A 20456-nucleotide genomic window follows, 5' to 3' on the forward strand; every position below is an offset into this window, starting at 1 on the left:
TTTTGGTTCCCTTCCCCTAGAACCCCTACCCTCCAAGGCTTTGCTACCTACAGTAGCATAAGCCTTACGTATAGTAGATAAGTAGTTAGTAGTATATAAGCCTTTTATCACTGTAGGTGATAAGGCTTATACATAGAAAGGATACGTAATGATTAATGTTAATTTAGATATTAAAAATAAAATTAAAGAAACAACTAAAGGTATGTTATTAGAAATTGGTGAATATGAAACATGATTTCCTATTAAAGATACTATTATTGATGAAAAAAATAAAAAAATAGCATTAAAAATAATTGAAGATTTTTATTATAAATTAGGTAAAAAATCAATAACAAAAGATATTGAAAGTGTTAAAGGTAGTGATATTTTAAAATATATTAAAAATATTCCAAATATTAATTCAAATGAAAATGAATTAATATCTTGTGAATTTTATGAACAATATAATAGTTATTATATTTTTAAAAATGATAAAAATCAAGAATGTTTTAAATATAACATTACATGAGAACAAGATATGAAAAGTTTTAAAATCAATAATCCATATAAACATAATGATTTAGCAATAAATTATATTGTTACACCAATGAAAGATATATCAACTCATAATAATAAAATATTTTATTTGAAGTATTAAAGGAAATTAAATATGTTATTAAATGTTGAAAAAATAAAATTAATTAAAAATTTATGTAATGAAAAATTACTTAAAAATCAAAAATATATTGAAATACAAGAAATATTAAAAATTATAGAAAGGAATTAATTATGTTGAATTTAAAAGAAGATAAAAGAATATATATAAAATATGAAGAAGAAAAAATATTTGGTTCATGTGATATTTGTCATAAAAATTCATCATTTGCAAATAGAACTTGTAATAAATGTTTTTATAAATTAATAGGTGAAAAAAATGAAATGTAATATTCATAATGAAAAATATATATGATTTTCTGAATTACATGAAATTGAAAATACATATTATTGTAATAAATGTATAGATGAAATGATTGAAGAAGATATGTATTTAACAAGTAATAATTGAGATTACTTATATGAATATTATATTAATGAATTACAATTAGAAAATTTTAAAGGAGTGTAATAAATCATGAAAGATAAAAGTTTTAAAGAAATAAAAAATGATATGCAATTATTTTTTCAAGATATTGAAAATGGTAAATATGGCGAAAGAATTAAACAATTATTTATACAAAAAGAAAGTAGTGAATAAATATGGCAGCAGCCCCAAAAAAGAAAGCAGAAGATTTAATGATTAAACAAATTATTGTTCATTTAAGATTTACTGAAAAAGATTATGAAAAATTAAAAGAAATTTGTGAAGAAAAAAATATGAAAATTAATGGTTTTATAAGAAGTTTAATTAAAAAAGCAATAAATAAATAGAAAGAGTGATTATAATGAATAATTTATATAAAAAAATACTTAAATTACAATTAGAAATTGGTAGTACACCTAAAAATGGTTTTAATAAATTTGGAAATTATAAATATTGATTATTAAGTGATATTTTTAATAAATTTAAATTATTATGTAAAGAATTAAATATTGTTATTACACATGAAGATATATTAACAACTGATAGAAAAATAAATTATTTAGATACTAAAGAAATAGAAATAACTTATTTTAAAAGATATACAATTATAGATTTAGATAATGATAAAGAAATTAAATATTTTGATATATTAGCTTGTGCTAAAAATACAGATATAGCAAAAGCAAAAGGTAGTGCAGAAACTTATGCTTATAGATATTTTTTAATGAATTTATTATTATTAAGTGAAGATGAACTTGACCCAGATAATGATAATGTTAATTTAATACAAAATAATAAATCACAAAATAATTACGTTAATAATATAAAAGTATCTAATGAAAAATGAGAACCAAGTGAAAAACAATTAGATTATTTTGAAAAATATATGATTACAAATACAGTTTTATTTGATGAATGTATAAGAGAAGATATGGAAAGATTAAATCCAAATAATAATAAAGATTTTTTAATATTAATGGGTGAAAATTATTTAAAAACTTTATTTGATAAATTTAAAGAAATTCGTGAAAGATTTAAAAATGTAAAAAATAATAATAAAAATGAGTATAGAAATTATGAATAAATGTAAATATTGTAATAAAAGAATTTGATTTTCTCAATATTGATGTATGAATTGTTTAAAAATATTAGTTATAAATTTAAATAAAAATAAGGAAAAAAAATAATGAATAAAAGAAAACAATTTAAATATAATGAAAAATTAGTTGAACATGGAATTAAAGTAGCAAAAAAAGATAAACAATTAATGAAAATATTAAAAAAACTAAGTTTAAATTAAGGAGAAATAATTATGAATAATTATTTACTTTCAATTGACCCAAGTATTAAAAATACTGGATTTACTTTATGAGAAAAAACAAAAAGAATTAGTGAATGTGAAGTTAATTATAATGAAATTGAATATGTATACAAATGAAAGCCAATATGAATGGGAAGTTTTAGTTTTAACAATAAAAAATTAGATTTTATTGATTTTCAAGGTGAAATATTTTTTCAGAGAAAAAGAGATGAAGATATAGATTTAATTATTGAACGTGGTACTTTTCATTCAAAAAATGGTATTGGTTATGAAACTCAAGAACATTTAAGAGGTTTTATTGCTGGACAATTTAATAAATTATTAACAAAAAATATGTTAATAAGTCCAAGTGAATGAAAAAAATGATATGTAAAAAATGATAAATATTGTTCTGCTATTACATTTGTAAATGGTATAAATTATAAATGAGATAAAAATGTTTCTTTATTTACGTGTGAAAATTTAATAGAAGAAAATAATTGAAATATAACAATATCAAATCATGATGAAGCAGATAGTTTATTAATTGGTTGATATTATTTAAATAAGGAGAATAAATAATGAGCAAAGAAAAAATAAAAGTTATTGAAGAATTGATTTATTTAGAAAAGAAAAAATTTATTCAAAATCCTACTATTTTAAATTATAAAAAAATGGAAAAAAATGTTGATGAATTAAAAAAAGTTAAATGAAATATTGAAATATTTGAAGGTATGAAAAAAAATATTATTTTTGAAGTAAATAAATATGAAATTTTTAATAAAATAATTAAAAATAATAAGGAAGTTAAATAATGCAAAAACAAAAAGAAGAAAAAGTATTATTAAAATGTATTGTTAAAGATTGTAATAGTAAAGTATTAGTTACTTTAAAAACTTTAAATGTAGAAGATAGTGTAGTTCAATTTTTTAATATGTGTTATTTTCATAAAAAACAATTTAAAAATAAAGTAAAAGAAATAAAAGAATATTATAAAAATAATTAAATTAAATTTTAAAAAATTATATTTTCACACTTTAAAATTTTTATATGTATAATTTAATTGTTAAAAACTTAATGAAAATATTTTTATTTAAATAGATAAAATAAAAAGAAGAGCCTTTCTAATTCGTTGAAGTTAGAGTAGTTTTTTCTTTTTTTGTTTTTAACACATATTTATTAATGAAAGGAAATATTTATAATGAAATATTTTAATCCAACTTATTGATTTAAATTATGACTATTATCTGGACCATTATTTAATTCTGAAAATCAAGGTATATATGCTAAGTCAATTGATAATCAAAATATTAAAGATTGAGCTAGCAAAAATACTAGTAGTTTAGAATCAATAAATCAAGAATTAACTTTATCAAATAATCAAACATCTTTATTAAATTTACCATTATGAAATAGCAATTTAACTATACATAATCAACATCATAAACACCGTCATCAAAAAAGTAGAAACAGAATTAAAAAACAAGTGACACCAAATCCAAGACCATCTAAAGAAATTTTGAAATTAAATGAAAAAATAATTATTAATCAAAATAATCGAAGAGAATATCAAATTAGTTTTCAAACTATTATTAATGAATTAGTTGATAGAGGAGTATTAAGAAGAATTAGAGATCTAAATGTATTAGTTAATGCTGATTTTATTTGTGAAGATAATACTATTTTGGCTTTAAATCCTGAATCAAATTATGGTTATTTTAGATTACCAGTTGCAATTCGATGAGAACAAGATACACAAAGTATTGAAAATAATTTAGAATTAGTTTTAAGAACAGATAATTTATATCTTCAAGGATTTATAGTTAATAATTATTATTATCATTTTGATTTTACAAATATCAATATGAATATGCAACCACAAGCTGTTAGAGATGGTTCGGTTCCTCTTTTAGAACGAATTGAAGGAATACAAAATAATATAGTGTTAAATGGAATTAGTCCAGATTACAGGGATATGATACGTGAAAACGATGAAAATATTTACTGAAGTAATATTTGAGGTTCTTTTTTTCAATTGATAAATCGTATGGATGATAATTTTAATGAGCAAGGAATTTTAATAGAAGGTGCTTTAGGAAATTTAGCTAGATCTTTGGGTGATGTAATTTTAGTTACTGCAGAATCATTAAGATTTTGATCACTTCATACTCATATTATTCAACAATTAGTTAATAATAATGAATATATTACTTTAGGACGTAATAATCGCAATCCTATTTACAATACATTAGTTAATTGAAGTGAAGAATCTCGTACTCAATCTCTTATAATAGATTTACTTTCAACTCCAAATGATAGAAGACATAATCCAAATTCAAATCAAGAAGCAAGAAACATATTGACTGAATTTGGCTATTTAAGAAGAAGAGACGATGAACATTTTGTAAATTTCTTATCAAGAATATTAATTTTGCCAATAAATCAACTTACAAATATTCTGGGACATAGCAATATTAGAATTATATTATCTTTTTTTATTAAACGAAATTTAGATAATTGTAATAGAAGACAAGCAAGACAAATAATAAATAATAATTATTGACATGAAAAATTTTGTGATTTAAAACCACAAATTGATAAAATTCAAGGAAAAATAACTGCTATAAAAGTTTTAGATGAAAAGACACAAGGTGGTAATTTAAAAGAAGGGACTATATATGTAGGAACAGATAATGGTGTTTATTTAATTTATCCTGAAGGACATGTAAGTAGATTTGATAATTTAAATTTTCCAATAAAAGATATTATTTTAGATGGAAATGGTAGTGCTTATGTAATAAATGATAAATGTGAAATTTATCATTTAAATTTAATTGGATGAGGTTCTGAAAAATTATCAAATATGGAAAGTTGTGATTTAAATAAAGAATTAAAAATATATTATAATTATAATCATGAAAACGAAGTTTACCATCATCAAATATTGTTTTTAACAGATTCTCTTAAACATAATGAAATTTTTACTATAAATTTAAAAAGTATTCATCCAGTTAATAATTACAAAAAAATGGAATTTATTGGTGATGTTTATTCTGATAAATGAGGAGTAAAATCGGCATGAGGTAGTTGAGTTTCTGACGGTAATAAGGAAAACTATTGACCATCAAATCATTATGATTTAAGATATTTTATGAGTAGTAGAAATAATAATTTTCATGATATAATTAAAAATAAAAAATTTGATGAGATAAACATACAAAATAATAATATAGAGGAAAATTTTCCAATGTTACTACAAAAAGTTAATGGAGCTAATTTGTTACATACAATGTGATATGAAAGCAGACAAAGAGCAGGATTAAGTTGATATCGAGAAAATAATAATTATTATTTACAATTTATTACATATCAATATTTAAATTGACAAGGTTCTGGTGCTAGCTTGGATTGCTGAATGAAAGTAGGTAATGGTTTTAGATTATATAATGATGATACAGAAGCTCAAATTTCAAATTCTAATGATAGAAAAAAAAGAAATATTATTTCTAATTCAACTAAATGAACTAATGAATTTACAAAATCTATTAATCATGAACAACATTTAGCAATTAATAATAAAACAAATTTCTCTACAAATAATATAACAAGTTTATAGTAAATTTAAATATATAAGTAAAAAAAGTTACCAATAAGGTAACTTTTTAATTAGGTGCCAAGCTAATTATATAAAACTTAATATAAGTTTGAGAACTTTTTTATTTCATATACTTACTTATGTAAGTCTTTTTATTATACATTATTTTAAGATTTTGATGGAATGTTATTTGGATAGACTTTACCAGAAAAATCATTAAGATAATAAAAATTAACATAAGGTGCATATTTAACAATAGTAATATTACCATTTGAAACAATAGTATTATTTAATTTATCTTTTATTTCACTTTTGGTATTATTCATATTTAATCCATATACATTTAAAAATTTACTAAACATTGTTCCGCTAATTTCAATTTTTATATATCCTTCTTTATTATAAAAATCATTAAGAGAGCCGGCATTATCTAATACATCACTTTTATAAAGTTTTAAATCCATTACTGGAATTGACATATTAATAATGATAACATTAAATTTACTAATTTTATCAAATTTTGCTGTAAAATTTTGTGGAAGACCTTGTTCAATGCCACAAGCAGTAGTGACTGTCACTGATATTGTTGTTAATTTAATAATACTTAATAACTTTAAAATACGTTTCATATGAAAATACCCCTTTTATTATAATTAATATAACCTAATTTATCTAATCTATCATAAGAAATTATAACAAAAAAATAATTTTTATCTTGCATTTAACACAATTTTATTAATTATTAAAGAATTGTTATTTCCATTTTTTATATTACCAATTCTATTATCAATTTCATTTGGTGTACAATCTAACTCAAAATAAGAAGTTGAAGTACCAATATTTCATATTAAACTATTTGATGAATTATCAAAATTTATACCACATAAAGGAATATAATCTAATACATTATTATAATTTGTTCCTTGACCATTAAACTGTATTTTAAATTTTGCTTTTTGAAATACATAAGTTCATTGTGATTGTGAATAAGCATAAGCAATATAACCACGGCCACGTGGACTTTCTCAACTATTATAGACATATTCCGTAATTAAATTTTTTAAAAGTCAATTAATAATTTTAAAATTTATTTTATAATTTTGTTATTAACAATAAATTTAGAAAAGTGTTGATAAAAATGATTTTTGAAAATTTAAAAAAATTAAAAAATGAAGAATTTTATAGATATTTTGGTATAAAACGTTTTCATTTTAATGAAATGTTAGAAAAATTAATTGAAATAGAAAAATTAGAAAAAAATAAAGGTCGAAAAAATAAACTTTCAGTAGAAGAAAGATTAATGATGACTTTATTATACTGAAAAGAATATTATACTTTTTTTCAAATGAGTATTAAATCTAAAATGAGCCCATCAAGTTGTTTTCGAAATATTACTTGAGTAGAAAATAAACTTAGTAACCACAAAGATTACCAATTTTTAAAAGAAAGATATAAATTAAAAATTGATAAAAAACAAGAAAATTCAAATGAATTTCAATTTTATTTAATTGATTCAACTGAGATTGAAATTGAAAGACCAACTAAAAAAAACTACAGTTAGAATATTTTTCTGGTAAAAGTTGAATGTATTCTATAAAATTTCAAATTGTATATGATTTTTTTAATAAAAAAATTGTTGATATTTTTGCTGATAATGGTAAAGTGCATGATTTTCAAATATTAAAAAATTCAAATCTTGAATTTTCAGAAAAAACAATAATTATTGGTGATTTAGGATATCAAGGTATACAAAATATTTATAAAAATACAATAATACCAATTAAAAGAACTAAAGACATATTCCGTAATTAAATTTTTTAAAAGTCAATTAATAATTTTAAAATTTATTTTATAATTTTGTTATTAACAATAAATTTAGAAAAGTGTTGATAAAAATGATTTTTGAAAATTTAAAAAAATTAAAAAATGAAGAATTTTATAGATATTTTGGTATAAAACGTTTTCATTTTAATGAAATGTTAGAAAAATTAATTGAAATAGAAAAATTAGAAAAAAATAAAGGTCGAAAAAATAAACTTTCAGTAGAAGAAAGATTAATGATGACTTTATTATACTGAAAAGAATATTATACTTTTTTTCAAATGAGTATTAAATCTAAAATGAGCCCATCAAGTTGTTTTCGAAATATTACTTGAGTAGAAAATAAACTTAGTAACCACAAAGATTACCAATTTTTAAAAGAAAGATATAAATTAAAAATTGATAAAAAACAAGAAAATTCAAATGAATTTCAATTTTATTTAATTGATTCAACTGAGATTGAAATTGAAAGACCAACTAAAAAAAACTACAGTTAGAATATTTTTCTGGTAAAAGTTGAATGTATTCTATAAAATTTCAAATTGTATATGATTTTTTTAATAAAAAAATTGTTGATATTTTTGCTGATAATGGTAAAGTGCATGATTTTCAAATATTAAAAAATTCAAATCTTGAATTTTCAGAAAAAACAATAATTATTGGTGATTTAGGATATCAAGGTATACAAAATATTTATAAAAATACAATAATACCAATTAAAAGAACTAAAAATAAAAAATTAACTAAACAAGAAAGAAAATACAATAAGATTGTATCTAAAATTAGAATTAAAGTTGAACATGTCTTTGCTTGATTGAAAAGATTCAAAATTTTAGTAAATAAATGTAGAAAATCTAAATTTAGACTTATGTACTTAAGATTTAACTTACTTTGTGAAATTTTTAATAAAATAAAACCATTAAAATAAAAAAAATATTAAAAATATTTTTTTAAAATTTAAATTTTTATCGAGTTAATATAAAAATATTATTAACAATTTTTTGTTTAAAATGTAAACTCATTTTTTAAACTATTTTTTTAAAAAATATTTATTTCTATATTCAATAACACTAAATAGTTTTAAAACAATTTTATTGACAATTAATTAAATTTAATTACGGAATATGTCCTAATTAAAACCTTGTATAGGAAAATTAGTAGTTAAATCAGCATTTATATAATATTCAATAGTTATTGATTTATAATATCTTTTTAAATCATTAAAAGTATTGATTAATAATGTAGGGTCTAATAATGATTTTAAATCAATAGAATAAACTTTTAAATCATTTTCATTTATATCACCAATTTCAGTACTACCATATCAATTAGAATAATTATTTGTAATTTTAGAATTAATTAAATTTACATTTTGATTAATATATTTTGCAGATACTTCTTTTGAACTTAAAATTGTTATATTTTTTGCTATATTTTGTGGACTTGGTGGTAATATTTTTGCAGGATAACTAAATGTAGTTTCTTCACTTTCTTCATATTCATCATGATTTAATTTATATAATGTTGTTCAATAAAAAGCATTACCAGTTAAATAACCCATATTATTATAACGAAATTGAGCAACTGCTATTTCATTATAATCACCTTGATAAGTAAAAGGATTATCACTATAAAATGTATGTCTTTCTTCACCTTGATGTAAACTTTGTGTAACAATTGTATCAATAATATAAGCATAATTTGAACCATCAATTACACCATTTGCAGTAGGATTTCATTGACAATTTTTATCTTCATTTGTAAAAGGACTTGCTATATCTAAAAATTCAGTATCTTCTGCTAAAATATAAACTTTATTATTTTTCTTTTGTGATAAATCAATTGTACTTATTTGTTCTTTAGTAGTTAATTTCTTACCACTAGTAGGGTCTCATGGATAAACACTTACTCTATCACTTAATTTCATTGTCATAGCAGTTGTTGAAACATTTGCACCTAATAATTTACCAATAGTAAAATCATTATCATTTGTAAAAGCATTTAAAGGAATTAAACCACCATTACCAATAATATTTTCTAAATTACTTGTAAAAAATGCACTCATAAAACCATTAAAATATAACATTTTTTTATATTGTTGAACATTTTGAGTAATAACTCAACTACTTCAAATACCTAATGTTAAAGCATTTAATAATTTACCAATTAAAGGTATATCACTTAATGCAAATGGTAATCATTGATTACTATCATAAGGCATTTGTATTAATGGACTAAATACAACTGAATTAAAATTTAATATTGCAGACATATATTTTTGTGATATTTTACTATAATCAACAGTTGGACTTCCTATAATTAAATGAGTATCTGGGTCTTTATATTTAAAATTACTACTCATATCTACATTATAATTACCCGTTAAATTATTAATATTTCATTCACTATCTCAAAAGAATTTAGCATTACCAATATCTTCAGCATTACTTAATCTTGCTTTATCTTTATCAAATGCTAACATACCTTTAAAATCTTTTGTTACAAATAAATTATCTTGAAAATTTAATGAAGTTTTTAATCATTCTGTAAAATTTTTAAAATTAGTAAATCCCGTAGGTTTTGCATCCATAATATTATAAAATGTAGTTTCTGGATGACTACTTGTTGTTATTTTATCATTTATACCAGCAAGTAAACCACCATTATTTTTAATATCAGTTGTAGATTTTTCATTATTACCAGCAATAAATAATCTTCTTGAAGCAAATACTTTACTTTCAAATATTTCTTCATTATTTTGTTGTATTGGTTTTTGTCCTTGAATAATAGGTCTTCCATAATAATAACAACTTGATAATAATTCTAATCCATAACTTTGTCTATGACTATATCTTACTCCTATATCACACATTAAAGTACGATTTAATGTTACTTTTCCTTGTTGAATAGTAGGAAAAGCATAACCACTACCAGGACTTGCATATTGTACAAAATCAAGTGTATTTTGACCACTACTAATTACTCTATCATTTAAACTACTAAAAGTTAATACTTGTATACTAAATGCACCATTATAAGGACTATAATAATTTGTTACATTTGAAATATATAATAATTGTCTATCTTGATTTTTACAAGAATTACCACCAATATTTTCATTTTCATCATTAAATACAACAAAAAATTGTAAATAATCATCAATTGTAATATGTTCTTCAAACATTACTAAAGTATACTGTCTTTTAGTTTGTACTGTTTTAAATATTTGATTATTTGGTAAATTACTAAAATCAACACCACTTGTATCATCAATTAAATAAGCATTTCAATAATCACCAATTTTATATTCTTTTGTATAAAATTCATCTTGACCTGTAGTTTTATGAGTATTTGGGTCTGTTATACCTTTATTTTTTTGATATATTTTTGTACTATTTTTTCAAATACATACAACTGGAGTATTACCAGTTAATATTAATTCATATTGTCCAAAATCACTTATTTTACTATTAATTGGTTTATAACCAGTTTCAGTTAAAGGTATAGCACCATTATTTATAACAAATGGAAATATTTTTCAATGACTTTGTCTTTTAATCAATATTTGTTGCATCTTTAATCTCATGTGAGCGTGTTTCATTAATTGTATTTGTTGATGTCTGCTCATTATTATTACCTCCTAAATCTTTATTTAATTTTTGATTTTCATTAATAATATTTTCTAATTTATTTTCAGCCATAAGTTGGTCAATATTATCATATTCACCAATTGCTTCAATGACTGTCATTGTGCCATTATTTAATCTTGAATTAATAATTTGGTCTTGTATTATTTGGTCAGTCATAGCAATTGGAATAAATTTAAAACTATAAGGTCTTTCTCCAATACCATTTCATAAATTTTCACTAATAAGTAATAAATCAAATATACGATAAAAATAAGCACTATAAAATGCTATTTTTATTTCTGTTGTCTCCATATCATATTTATTATTAAACATACTTTCTGTTTTATTAGTATAAACATCATTACCATGTTCATCATAATCATATCCAGCACCATTAAATATTACTTTAGCAGTACCATTATAATCTAATCAATATTCATTAAATTTAGGGTCATCTTGAATAATTTGCATACCACCATTACCATTTTTATCATAACCAGCACTACCAACATTAACAAACATATCTTTTTTAGGATTTTCTACAATATTGCCATTTTCTTGTATTTCTTTAACTGTTTCATTATCTAATGATGCAAATAAAGTAGTAACATTTAATTCTCTTTCTAATCTTTTTTGTCTAATTACACGATTTAAATCTCAAATTAAATCTCATACTGGTGTACAATCTGGATATGCATTTAAAGTTGTAGCATTACCATATAAATTTATAATTGGTAAATTAGTAATTTCAAAAATAGGTATATAATTAAATGGATTTTTAATTTCATAAGTTTTTAATGGAGTAATATTTGGTTTTAATTTAGTTCTTGTAGAACCTAAAATAATATCTTTATTATTATCTTTATATGTTTCATATTTAACTTTTCCATTTTGAATTGTTACTCAAGTTAAAGTTGCTGAATCTGCTTGTTCATTAATAAAATAAAATTCAGCTGCTTGTTCTTGTTCATTATATTTAGCAACTCTACCACAAAAACTATTAGGTAATATTTTAAGTGATTTACTATTATCTTCATTTACTATAATCATTATAAATACTTTTCCCATTAAACTATTTTGTAAACCAAATTTATAAAATTTTTCTAATCATTTATCTTTTAAATTCATTTCATTTAAATAATCTAATATTTCTTTTTTACTTGAATTAAATAAAAAACCTTTACCTAATCATAATTTAGTTGATTTTTGAGCAATAATCATAGGTATATCAATATATCAATTTGATTTATCACAACTTAAATATTCCATTGTATTTATCATAATTCATCACCATTAAATTTATTTTTATTAATTAATCATTTCATTTCATGCATTAAAGCATACATATCACTATCTCAAGTATCATCATGTAAATCTAACATTTTGGGAGTATTATTATTAGTATCTAATTTCTTTTTATCTAATCATTGCATTAAACTATATTGTCTTTTAGTTTCTAGACATTTTTCTCAATTAAAACTAATAATATTTTTAAGCATACAAATTGTTGTAAAATCAATTCTATCATTTAAATATAAAGTTAATTTATCTACTGCTATAAATTTTAATCATGTTATATTACGTTTTTTAACTCAACTTTTTAAAACATCAATAAATACTAATCCACCATTACCATAATCAACATAACAAGTAAAACCAAATATCATTGCTATATAACGTTTACTTTCATTTAAATAATAATTAATAATATCATTTGCTAAAGTATCAGTATCTTTATATTGCATAGTAACATTACTATGATAAAATTCACTTTCTTTATGCGCTCTTCTTCCATTTTCATTTTCACCAATAAATCATAATGAAGCAGCAGTTGGATGACCACTACTACTTGTTGCCATACCAATATCTAATCCACCAGTTAATCTTTGTACTTGAAAATCTAATTTAGTTCCTACTTTATCTAAATATCTTGCAAATATAGCACCAGTTAAAATACTAGGTACACCATAATATCAACTTTGTGCTTTAATAGGGTCTAATACTTTTAATTCTTCTAAATCATTAATCATATCTAATGTCAAATTATGATTATTTACTTTTCAATTTGAATAATGAAATAATTTAAATATATTATTATCAAATACTGATTTAATTTGTTCATTATTAGATTTCATAATTTCTAAGTTAAAAGGTACAATATTATTCATATATTCAATAAAATATTGATAAATATTATCTGGATTACAACTTTTAATTTTTATTCTTTTTTTAGCATTACCTAATGCAAATGTAATTGCTTGAAATTCTTGTTGACTAAATTCATTTGCTTCTTCACATCATTCAATTGCTAAATCAAATCCTTTTATTTCACTACGAGAAAGACCTTTTAAAGGTATTCTATCATTTGAATTACTATATACACCCATAACTCTAATAAATGATTTACTACCTTTAAATCTAAAATCTGCTTGTTTATTTGGATATTTTAAAGTAAAATCTTTATAATCATTAAAACTAATTATTATTAAAGCATTATATATTTCTTTAAATAAATCATTAATATCTTTATTAAGTTTTCTAAAACAATATATAGCAATTGATTTATTAACTTTAATTGAAATTGCTATTAATATTGCTAATTCTTCAGCAATACTATATGTTTTACTTGAATATCTACTTCCACTTAAATTATATTCACTATGAGTAAAATCACTTTTATTTAATAATCAATAACTAATTTCATGTAAATAAGTAAATTCTTTATTCATAATATTATTCCTGTAATTCTTCTAATTTTAAAAGTTGACCATATCTTACAGGGTCACTAACAATAGCAATTGTATCATTTTGCATTTGTAAAGAAACCATTATTCTATCATTAACTTTATCTCAATCCAAAGTTTGAACATCAGTATTTAACTCACCGTATAAAAATTCTTTACAAATAAAAGCAAATTTTTTAATGCTTGATTGACTTTCAAAATTATAATAAATTTTATACTTTTTATTAGTTATAAAATTATATCTAATATGATTTATATTAACTTTTGTTCCTACTTCTTTTCATTGTGGAATACTTGGACTTGGTTGTATTTTATTATCAACATATCTTTTGTTTACAGCATCTTGTGGTTGTTCAGGGTCTGCTATATAAATAATTCTTTTATTATTAGAAGTAATTAATCTTTTTTCTTTAGGTTGAATAATATTAGGCGAATTAGGGTCTATTTCTCATAATGATTCAACACTACTACCCTTAGCACTAATAACATTATTTTCAATTTTAATATTATCACCAGCAATTAATTTATCTTGTTTTAATAACAATTTATTATCAGTTTCTTCTTTTTTATAATAATCAGTTAAATTAGGTATTTTATTATCAACATATTCTTTAGTTGTAGCATCTGTTAAAAATGTAGGTGTACCAACATCAATTATTCTTTTACTATTAGCATCAATACCTTTATCATCTTTTGGTTTAATAAAATTAGAATTATCTTCAATAACTTCTCATAATGAATTATCAATATCTGTTTTAATTCCACTAGTATCAATATTAACTATTGGTCTTAACATATTTTGTGGATGAGTAATAGTAATTTTAGTTCTAGAATCTAATGATTTTATATTATTATAAGGTATATATGCATTTAATGGACTATCTTCACCACAATTTGAAATAAATTTATTAAATCAATTATTTTTTTTGTGATTCTATACCTTTTAAATTAAAACCTTTAATATTTGGATATTCTTTAATTTTTCTTAAACAATTAAATACTTCGGGTGGTATAAAATAAGGGTCATCTGGATTAGTTTCACTATAAGTTAATCCACCTTGACTAATTGAACCTTGACCACGTAAATAATCTACATCTTTAGTTAATAAAAATCTAACATAATGAGTAGTTGCTGTTTGAATATTATCTGTAAAATCAGTTGGTGTTATTTCTGGTCATTTTTTTGAAATAGTAAAACCACTTAAATAATTAATATTACTACTTGCTACAGATATTGCAAATCAAATTTCATTATCTGGAGTAGTAACTTTATCAAATAATAAATCATTAAAATATTTAGAATTTTTAAATTCTTCAACTGTTATAAATAAAATTGGGTCTTTAATAGCCATAATAATTTACTCCTTAATGTAAAATAAAGGGTATTTAAACCCTTTAAATTCCAACTTTAGTTGCTTTTTTCTTATCTTTTTCTGATAATTCTTTTTTAGAAGCTCTTTGACTAATAATAGTATTTTTAAATACTTCATCTTTTTCATTATCATTATTAAAACTATCTAAAGATTTAGCAATTGATGTAGTTTCTAATTGTAATTGAGAATTTATTTGTTTAATATTTGATTTAATAAATTCAATTTCTTTATCTCTTTTTAATTCTTTTGCTAATTTATTTTTCTTTGATTTTTTAATTGATTTTCCAAATAATAGAAATGCTAAAGTAATACATATTCCACTAGCAACTGCTCCTCCTATTACTGCTGATATTAATTCTATTGAAAAATTCATTTTTTATTCCTCCAATTGTATTTTATTTGAATGTTGTTTACATAAATGACATTCTTTTTTATGTTTTTTAATTTCTTTATATTGATATATTAAATAAGGACTTGTAATAATAATTGGTATAGTTATTAATATATATTTAATTAATTTTCCATAATTACCTAATTTAGTAATAAGATTTAATCCAATATGACCAAACATAGGAAATAAAGTTAATATTAAATGGTCAGGTCAAGTAAAATTATATTGATTAGTATAATTTCCTATTCCCATTTCTATTGGTATTTTAGGTATTAATCAAGGTGTACTAGTAAAAAATAATGTTATTAATATACCAATAATATGACTAGTTATTTTTAAAATATTTGATATTAAAATTTTAATTTTATCAATATGAGTACTATTTTTATTAAATCAAATCTTATTTAATCTTTTATATTCTTTATTATCTTTACTTATAGGATTAATAGTATTTCATATACCAATTGGTTTAATTGGTTTATCTAATTCAATAATAATTACCACCTACTTTCATGTTTTATATTTACTTTTATTTTTATAAATTGAAATACCAATATTTTTATTTAAATTATTAGTTTTATGAAAAGTTAAATATTCTTTTCTTTCTACTCTTCATGCTCTACTACCTAATTCAGTTTTTGGTAAAGTTTTAAAATCTTTAAGTTTAAAAAATCCACGTTCTAATCTATTAATAAATGCAGTTGTTTTTAAAACATTAATATTAATTGATTTAATAATGTTATAACGTTGTTTACCTTTACTAATACCTTTCTGTTCTTTAAGTTGTTTCTTTACATATAAACGTATTTGACTTGGTAAAAACCCTCTTAAAAAATATCTTCAAAATATTGTTCCAGCACCAGAACCATTTTTACCTTTTTGAACTTTCATTAAATTTCAAGTTTCTTCTGGTACATTTGGATAAGTATAAGGACCATATCAACGTTTATTTTTACTTGTATCACTTTGAAATAAACCCTGTAATATTCCTACTTTTAATGATTTATTTGATTTATAAAATAAACCTTTTTTAAATCAAGAACTTGATAATATTACTCATCCTTTATAATCTTTATTATTGTGTTGTTTAATATCTTTATCATTAATATCTTTTTTATCTTCTTTAAACAAATTATTAACTTTTTTTATAGGTTTAAATATTAATTTATCTAATTGAGTTTTTAATTCAGTTAATTGACTAGGTTTTAAAATTGAAATAAGTTTTTTAATAATATTTGGATTAAAAGTTGAATATGGTTGGTCAAGTTCTTCATTACTAACATTTTCACTATCTAAAATTGATTTTAAACTTTGATTTTTACTATATAATTTTAATAAACTAATAATTGCAGTTCTTATATCATTAGTTTCTAATGCAGAATAAATAATTCTAATAATTAAAGGTAACATTATAAGCTCATATGGTTATAATCTCAATTTAATGAAGCATTATCTAATATTACTTCACTCATATTATCACTACCATATTGACTAGTTGTTTCACTATTAATTGTGAATCTATTATCATTAATTAATCTTGAAGTTTCGTTATTAAATGGTGTTTCTTGCATTTCTTCAACATGATTAGTAGTTTCCATAGGTAATAAATTATGAATTATTTCAGATGCACCAGCAACTATTGTTGGAATTGCATAAGCATTATTAAAATCATTATTAATACCCATAGCAACACCACTACTAATCAAACATCCACCAGTACCCATATTTGCTATTTTACGTATAGTTTCAAATCTATTTGGGATTAATTCAGTTAATCCACTAATAAGATTTGAAATACCATAAGCATTTAAACTAATATATGTATCTCAATCCATTAATTTATTATTTTTTAATAATAAATCTGGAAATGGATTTGGATTAATTGAAGAATTAGTAAATTTGCTATAATTTGATAATCCAATTGTTCCTAAACCTAATAATATTTTTTTAGAACTATTAATTAATTTAGTTTTAGTATTTGGTCTTTGATTTAAATTTCAAATATCTAAACCTAATTTTTTACCAAATAATAAACTATTGATTGAACCTAATACTGGATTTGCAATTACTTGACCATAATAAGCACTTGTACCAATCATTGCTGATAATGGACTAATTGAAGAACGAATTATCTTTAATAAAGTATAATTATTTGATTGTATAGTAATGTCATTTGGCATTTTCATTTACTCCTTTTAATAAATTAGTTTGTTTTTCTATTTTAATAATTACTTTACCTTCACAATGAATATTATCTCCAACACATATAGCATAATTATCATGTACATCACTTACTATAAAATAATCATTTCTTAATTTAGGATATTCATCTAATAAAATTGCTCTTATATCATTACTACTAGTTAAATCTTCTGGTTTAGGTGAATAAATAGTAATATGTGCTTTTTCATCAAAATATTTATATATAAATTCCATAATTATTTTTTAGTAAATTCTAATTTTACTGTTCCATAATAATCTTTATTATTGCCAGAAATAGTAGCACTTGTTGATGTAATATTACTAAATGTTACTTTACCTTTTTCATAACCATTATTACCAATATTTAATATTACAGTTTCTAATTCATCATTAGTAGGAGTAGTTCCTGCCATAGTAATTTTTCCTAAATTTTTATAATAAATTACATCTTGTAAATCTAAAATATTCATATTATCATAATCAGTTGATTGATAACTTGCATTAATATTAGTTGCATCAACTTTATAATTTTTTGCTCTTGCTTCTTTAATTTCATCTATTGTAGGCATTTTTTCTTGAATTATATACATTAAATTAGGTCTTATTGCTGCTGGTAATGAATATAATGCTTTACCAATAATACGAATATTATCTGTAGCATTATCTAATTTATTTCTTACTTTAGTAAATGAAATAGGCATACCTCACATATATCTGTTATAAACTACACCAAATAAATCTAATAATTTATAATCTTTTTCTAAATGCATACCAGAAACAGTATCATGAATAAAATCTTGTTCTAAATAAAAACTTTCATAAAATTCCATTCCCATAATTTGATTTGTATATCTTTTACCAGTTGCTAAAGTATTTGCAGCAATTTGTCCATAATTTAATAATGTAAATGCTTTTGCTAAATTAAAACTACTATCAATACCACAAGCACCAGTTAAATCTGCTTTATTAATACCAACTGTAATATCATCTACTTTTTTAATTAATTTATTATTTCTTTCTCCGATTATATAATAAGCATTTAATGCTTGTTCTTTAGTCATATTATTTAAATTTAAAGGTAATACTAATGATTTAGCAATTGCATAATCTTTTGTACCTTGTAAAAATATTAATTCAAAGTTTTCTCTTAAATTTCTCATAAATGAACTTGTTCAATTTGAAACAATTTGTGTTGCTACATTTGCTGGTGAAGTCATAAATCTTTCAATAGACATATTCCGTAATTAAATTTTTTAAAAGTCAATTAATAATTTTAAAATTTATTTTATAATTTTGTTATTAACAATAAATTTAGAAAAGTGTTGATAAAAATGATTTTTGAAAATTTAAAAAAATTAAAAAATGAAGAATTTTATAGATATTTTGGTATAAAACGTTTTCATTTTAATGAAATGTTAGAAAAATTAATTGAAATAGAAAAATTAGAAAAAAATAAAGGTCGAAAAAATAAACTTTCAGTAGAAGAAAGATTAATGATGACTTTATTATACTGAAAAGAATATTATACTTTTTTTCAAATGAGTATTAAATCTAAAATGAGCCCATCAAGTTGTTTTCGAAATATTACTTGAGTAGAAAATAAACTTAGTAACCACAAAGATTACCAATTTTTAAAAGAAAGATATAAATTAAAAATTGATAAAAAACAAGAAAATTCAAATGAATTTCAATTTTATTTAATTGATTCAACTGAGATTGAAATTGAAAGACCAACTAAAAAAAACTACAGTTAGAATATTTTTCTGGTAAAAGTTGAATGTATTCTATAAAATTTCAAATTGTATATGATTTTTTTAATAAAAAAATTGTTGATATTTTTGCTGATAATGGTAAAGTGCATGATTTTCAAATATTAAAAAATTCAAATCTTGAATTTTCAGAAAAAACAATAATTATTGGTGATTTAGGATATCAAGGTATACAAAATATTTATAAAAATACAATAATACCAATTAAAAGAACTAAAAATAAAAAATTAACTAAACAAGAAAGAAAATACAATAAGATTGTATCTAAAATTAGAATTAAAGTTGAACATGTCTTTGCTTGATTGAAAAGATTCAAAATTTTAGTAAATAAATGTAGAAAATCTAAATTTAGACTTATGTACTTAAGATTTAACTTACTTTGTGAAATTTTTAATAAAATAAAACCATTAAAATAAAAAAAATATTAAAAATATTTTTTTAAAATTTAAATTTTTATCGAGTTAATATAAAAATATTATTAACAATTTTTTGTTTAAAATGTAAACTCATTTTTTAAACTATTTTTTCAAAAAATATTTATTTCTATATTCAATAACACTAAATAGTTTTAA

The 20456-nt window shown here is 21.0% G+C and carries 28 protein-coding genes; 16 read left to right on the forward strand and 12 right to left on the reverse strand.

Annotated elements, in window-relative coordinates:
- The first annotated feature begins 148 nt into the window (after positions 1–148).
- The 10 genes from AACL24_RS09575 to AACL24_RS09620 all read left to right on the forward strand — a co-directional run bounded on the left by AACL24_RS09575 (position 149) and on the right by AACL24_RS09620 (position 5976).
- Positions 149–637, forward strand: a complete 489-nt coding sequence (locus tag AACL24_RS09575; RefSeq protein ID WP_339046447.1) for a hypothetical protein — start codon at positions 149–151, stop codon at positions 635–637.
- A 131-nt stretch (positions 638–768) separates the two neighbouring features.
- Complete coding sequence (locus AACL24_RS09580; RefSeq protein ID WP_339046449.1) at positions 769–924, forward strand: hypothetical protein; 156 nt, start codon at positions 769–771, stop codon at positions 922–924.
- Positions 914–1105 (forward strand): hypothetical protein, encoded by a 192-nt coding sequence (locus AACL24_RS09585; RefSeq protein WP_339046451.1) that lies wholly within the window; start codon positions 914–916, stop codon positions 1103–1105. Before AACL24_RS09580 ends, AACL24_RS09585 begins: the two co-directional genes overlap by 11 nt.
- Positions 1106–1111: 6 nt before the next feature.
- The gene (locus AACL24_RS09590; RefSeq protein WP_339046453.1) at positions 1112–1234 is read left to right on the forward strand and encodes a hypothetical protein; all 123 of its coding nucleotides are present in this window, start codon (positions 1112–1114) and stop codon (positions 1232–1234) included.
- A 2-nt stretch (positions 1235–1236) separates the two neighbouring features.
- Positions 1237–1407: a hypothetical protein gene (locus AACL24_RS09595; RefSeq protein WP_339046455.1), complete on the forward strand. Its 171-nt coding sequence runs from the start codon at positions 1237–1239 to the stop codon at positions 1405–1407.
- A 14-nt stretch (positions 1408–1421) separates the two neighbouring features.
- A complete protein-coding gene (locus AACL24_RS09600; protein ID WP_339046457.1) occupies positions 1422–2144 on the forward strand; it encodes an ERF family protein in 723 nt (240 codons plus the stop codon).
- Positions 2145–2372: 228 nt separating this feature from the next.
- Positions 2373–2942: a hypothetical protein gene (locus AACL24_RS09605; RefSeq protein ID WP_339046459.1), complete on the forward strand. Its 570-nt coding sequence runs from the start codon at positions 2373–2375 to the stop codon at positions 2940–2942.
- Positions 2942–3175 carry a hypothetical protein gene (locus AACL24_RS09610; RefSeq protein ID WP_339046461.1) on the forward strand — a complete coding sequence of 78 codons (234 nt, stop codon included), beginning with the start codon at positions 2942–2944 and terminating at the stop codon, positions 3173–3175. Before AACL24_RS09605 ends, AACL24_RS09610 begins: the two co-directional genes overlap by 1 nt.
- Positions 3175–3366 carry a hypothetical protein gene (locus AACL24_RS09615; RefSeq protein WP_339046463.1) on the forward strand — a complete coding sequence of 64 codons (192 nt, stop codon included), beginning with the start codon at positions 3175–3177 and terminating at the stop codon, positions 3364–3366. Before AACL24_RS09610 ends, AACL24_RS09615 begins: the two co-directional genes overlap by 1 nt.
- Before the next feature lie 195 nt (positions 3367–3561).
- A complete protein-coding gene (locus AACL24_RS09620) occupies positions 3562–5976 on the forward strand; it encodes a hypothetical protein (protein ID WP_339046465.1) in 2415 nt (804 codons plus the stop codon).
- Positions 5977–6122: 146 nt separating this feature from the next.
- Here AACL24_RS09620 and AACL24_RS09625 read toward each other — a convergent pair whose 3' ends face one another.
- Positions 6123–6584 carry a hypothetical protein gene (locus AACL24_RS09625; protein WP_339046467.1) on the reverse strand — a complete coding sequence of 154 codons (462 nt, stop codon included), beginning with the start codon at positions 6582–6584 and terminating at the stop codon, positions 6123–6125.
- Between the two features lie 509 nt (positions 6585–7093).
- Here AACL24_RS09625 and AACL24_RS09630 point away from each other — a divergent pair.
- The 4 genes from AACL24_RS09630 to AACL24_RS09645 all read left to right on the forward strand — a co-directional run bounded on the left by AACL24_RS09630 (position 7094) and on the right by AACL24_RS09645 (position 8704).
- Complete coding sequence (locus tag AACL24_RS09630) at positions 7094–7516, forward strand: transposase family protein (protein ID WP_339045912.1); 423 nt, start codon at positions 7094–7096, stop codon at positions 7514–7516.
- Positions 7517–7539: 23 nt separating this feature from the next.
- Positions 7540–7767: a transposase gene (locus AACL24_RS09635; protein WP_339046469.1), complete on the forward strand. Its 228-nt coding sequence runs from the start codon at positions 7540–7542 to the stop codon at positions 7765–7767.
- An 83-nt stretch (positions 7768–7850) separates the two neighbouring features.
- Entirely contained in the window at positions 7851–8273 is a 423-nt protein-coding gene (locus tag AACL24_RS09640; protein WP_339045912.1) for a transposase family protein, read from the forward strand.
- Positions 8274–8296: 23 nt separating this feature from the next.
- Positions 8297–8704 (forward strand): transposase family protein, encoded by a 408-nt coding sequence (locus AACL24_RS09645; RefSeq protein ID WP_339045908.1) that lies wholly within the window; start codon positions 8297–8299, stop codon positions 8702–8704.
- A 201-nt stretch (positions 8705–8905) separates the two neighbouring features.
- Here AACL24_RS09645 and AACL24_RS09650 read toward each other — a convergent pair whose 3' ends face one another.
- From AACL24_RS09650 to AACL24_RS09700, 11 genes are all read right to left on the reverse strand, one after another.
- Positions 8906–11404: a hypothetical protein gene (locus AACL24_RS09650; protein ID WP_339046471.1), complete on the reverse strand. Its 2499-nt coding sequence runs from the start codon at positions 11402–11404 to the stop codon at positions 8906–8908.
- Positions 11331–12686 (reverse strand): hypothetical protein, encoded by a 1356-nt coding sequence (locus AACL24_RS09655; protein ID WP_339046473.1) that lies wholly within the window; start codon positions 12684–12686, stop codon positions 11331–11333. The genes AACL24_RS09650 and AACL24_RS09655 overlap by 74 nt, the downstream gene beginning before the upstream one ends.
- The gene (locus AACL24_RS09660) at positions 12680–14134 is read right to left on the reverse strand and encodes a hypothetical protein (RefSeq protein ID WP_339046475.1); all 1455 of its coding nucleotides are present in this window, start codon (positions 14132–14134) and stop codon (positions 12680–12682) included. Before AACL24_RS09660 ends, AACL24_RS09655 begins: the two co-directional genes overlap by 7 nt.
- Positions 14135–14138: 4 nt before the next feature.
- The gene (locus AACL24_RS09665) at positions 14139–14945 is read right to left on the reverse strand and encodes a hypothetical protein (protein ID WP_339046477.1); all 807 of its coding nucleotides are present in this window, start codon (positions 14943–14945) and stop codon (positions 14139–14141) included.
- Positions 14946–15066: 121 nt separating this feature from the next.
- Positions 15067–15501, reverse strand: coding sequence for a hypothetical protein (locus AACL24_RS09670; protein WP_339046479.1), 435 nt, complete (start codon positions 15499–15501; stop codon positions 15067–15069).
- Positions 15502–15544: 43 nt separating this feature from the next.
- Positions 15545–15895, reverse strand: coding sequence for a hypothetical protein (locus AACL24_RS09675; RefSeq protein ID WP_339046124.1), 351 nt, complete (start codon positions 15893–15895; stop codon positions 15545–15547).
- 3 nt (positions 15896–15898) lie between these two features.
- Complete coding sequence (locus AACL24_RS09680) at positions 15899–16417, reverse strand: hypothetical protein (protein WP_339046126.1); 519 nt, start codon at positions 16415–16417, stop codon at positions 15899–15901.
- Positions 16418–17323, reverse strand: a complete 906-nt coding sequence (locus tag AACL24_RS09685; RefSeq protein ID WP_339046481.1) for a hypothetical protein — start codon at positions 17321–17323, stop codon at positions 16418–16420.
- Positions 17323–18093: a hypothetical protein gene (locus tag AACL24_RS09690; protein ID WP_339046483.1), complete on the reverse strand. Its 771-nt coding sequence runs from the start codon at positions 18091–18093 to the stop codon at positions 17323–17325. Before AACL24_RS09690 ends, AACL24_RS09685 begins: the two co-directional genes overlap by 1 nt.
- Positions 18062–18349 carry a hypothetical protein gene (locus AACL24_RS09695; RefSeq protein ID WP_339046485.1) on the reverse strand — a complete coding sequence of 96 codons (288 nt, stop codon included), beginning with the start codon at positions 18347–18349 and terminating at the stop codon, positions 18062–18064. The genes AACL24_RS09690 and AACL24_RS09695 overlap by 32 nt, the downstream gene beginning before the upstream one ends.
- 2 nt (positions 18350–18351) lie before the next feature.
- Positions 18352–19350, reverse strand: a complete 999-nt coding sequence (locus AACL24_RS09700) for a hypothetical protein (protein ID WP_339046487.1) — start codon at positions 19348–19350, stop codon at positions 18352–18354.
- 96 nt (positions 19351–19446) lie between these two features.
- Between AACL24_RS09700 and AACL24_RS09705 the strand changes: the two genes are divergently transcribed.
- The gene (locus tag AACL24_RS09705; RefSeq protein WP_339045912.1) at positions 19447–19869 is read left to right on the forward strand and encodes a transposase family protein; all 423 of its coding nucleotides are present in this window, start codon (positions 19447–19449) and stop codon (positions 19867–19869) included.
- 23 nt (positions 19870–19892) lie between these two features.
- Entirely contained in the window at positions 19893–20300 is a 408-nt protein-coding gene (locus tag AACL24_RS09710; RefSeq protein ID WP_339045908.1) for a transposase family protein, read from the forward strand.
- Positions 20301–20456 lie beyond the last annotated feature (156 nt).

The sequence above is a fragment of the Spiroplasma endosymbiont of Colias croceus genome, assembly GCF_964020095.1.
Lineage (GTDB): Bacteria > Bacillota_I > Bacilli_A > Mycoplasmatales > VBWQ01 > Spiroplasma_E.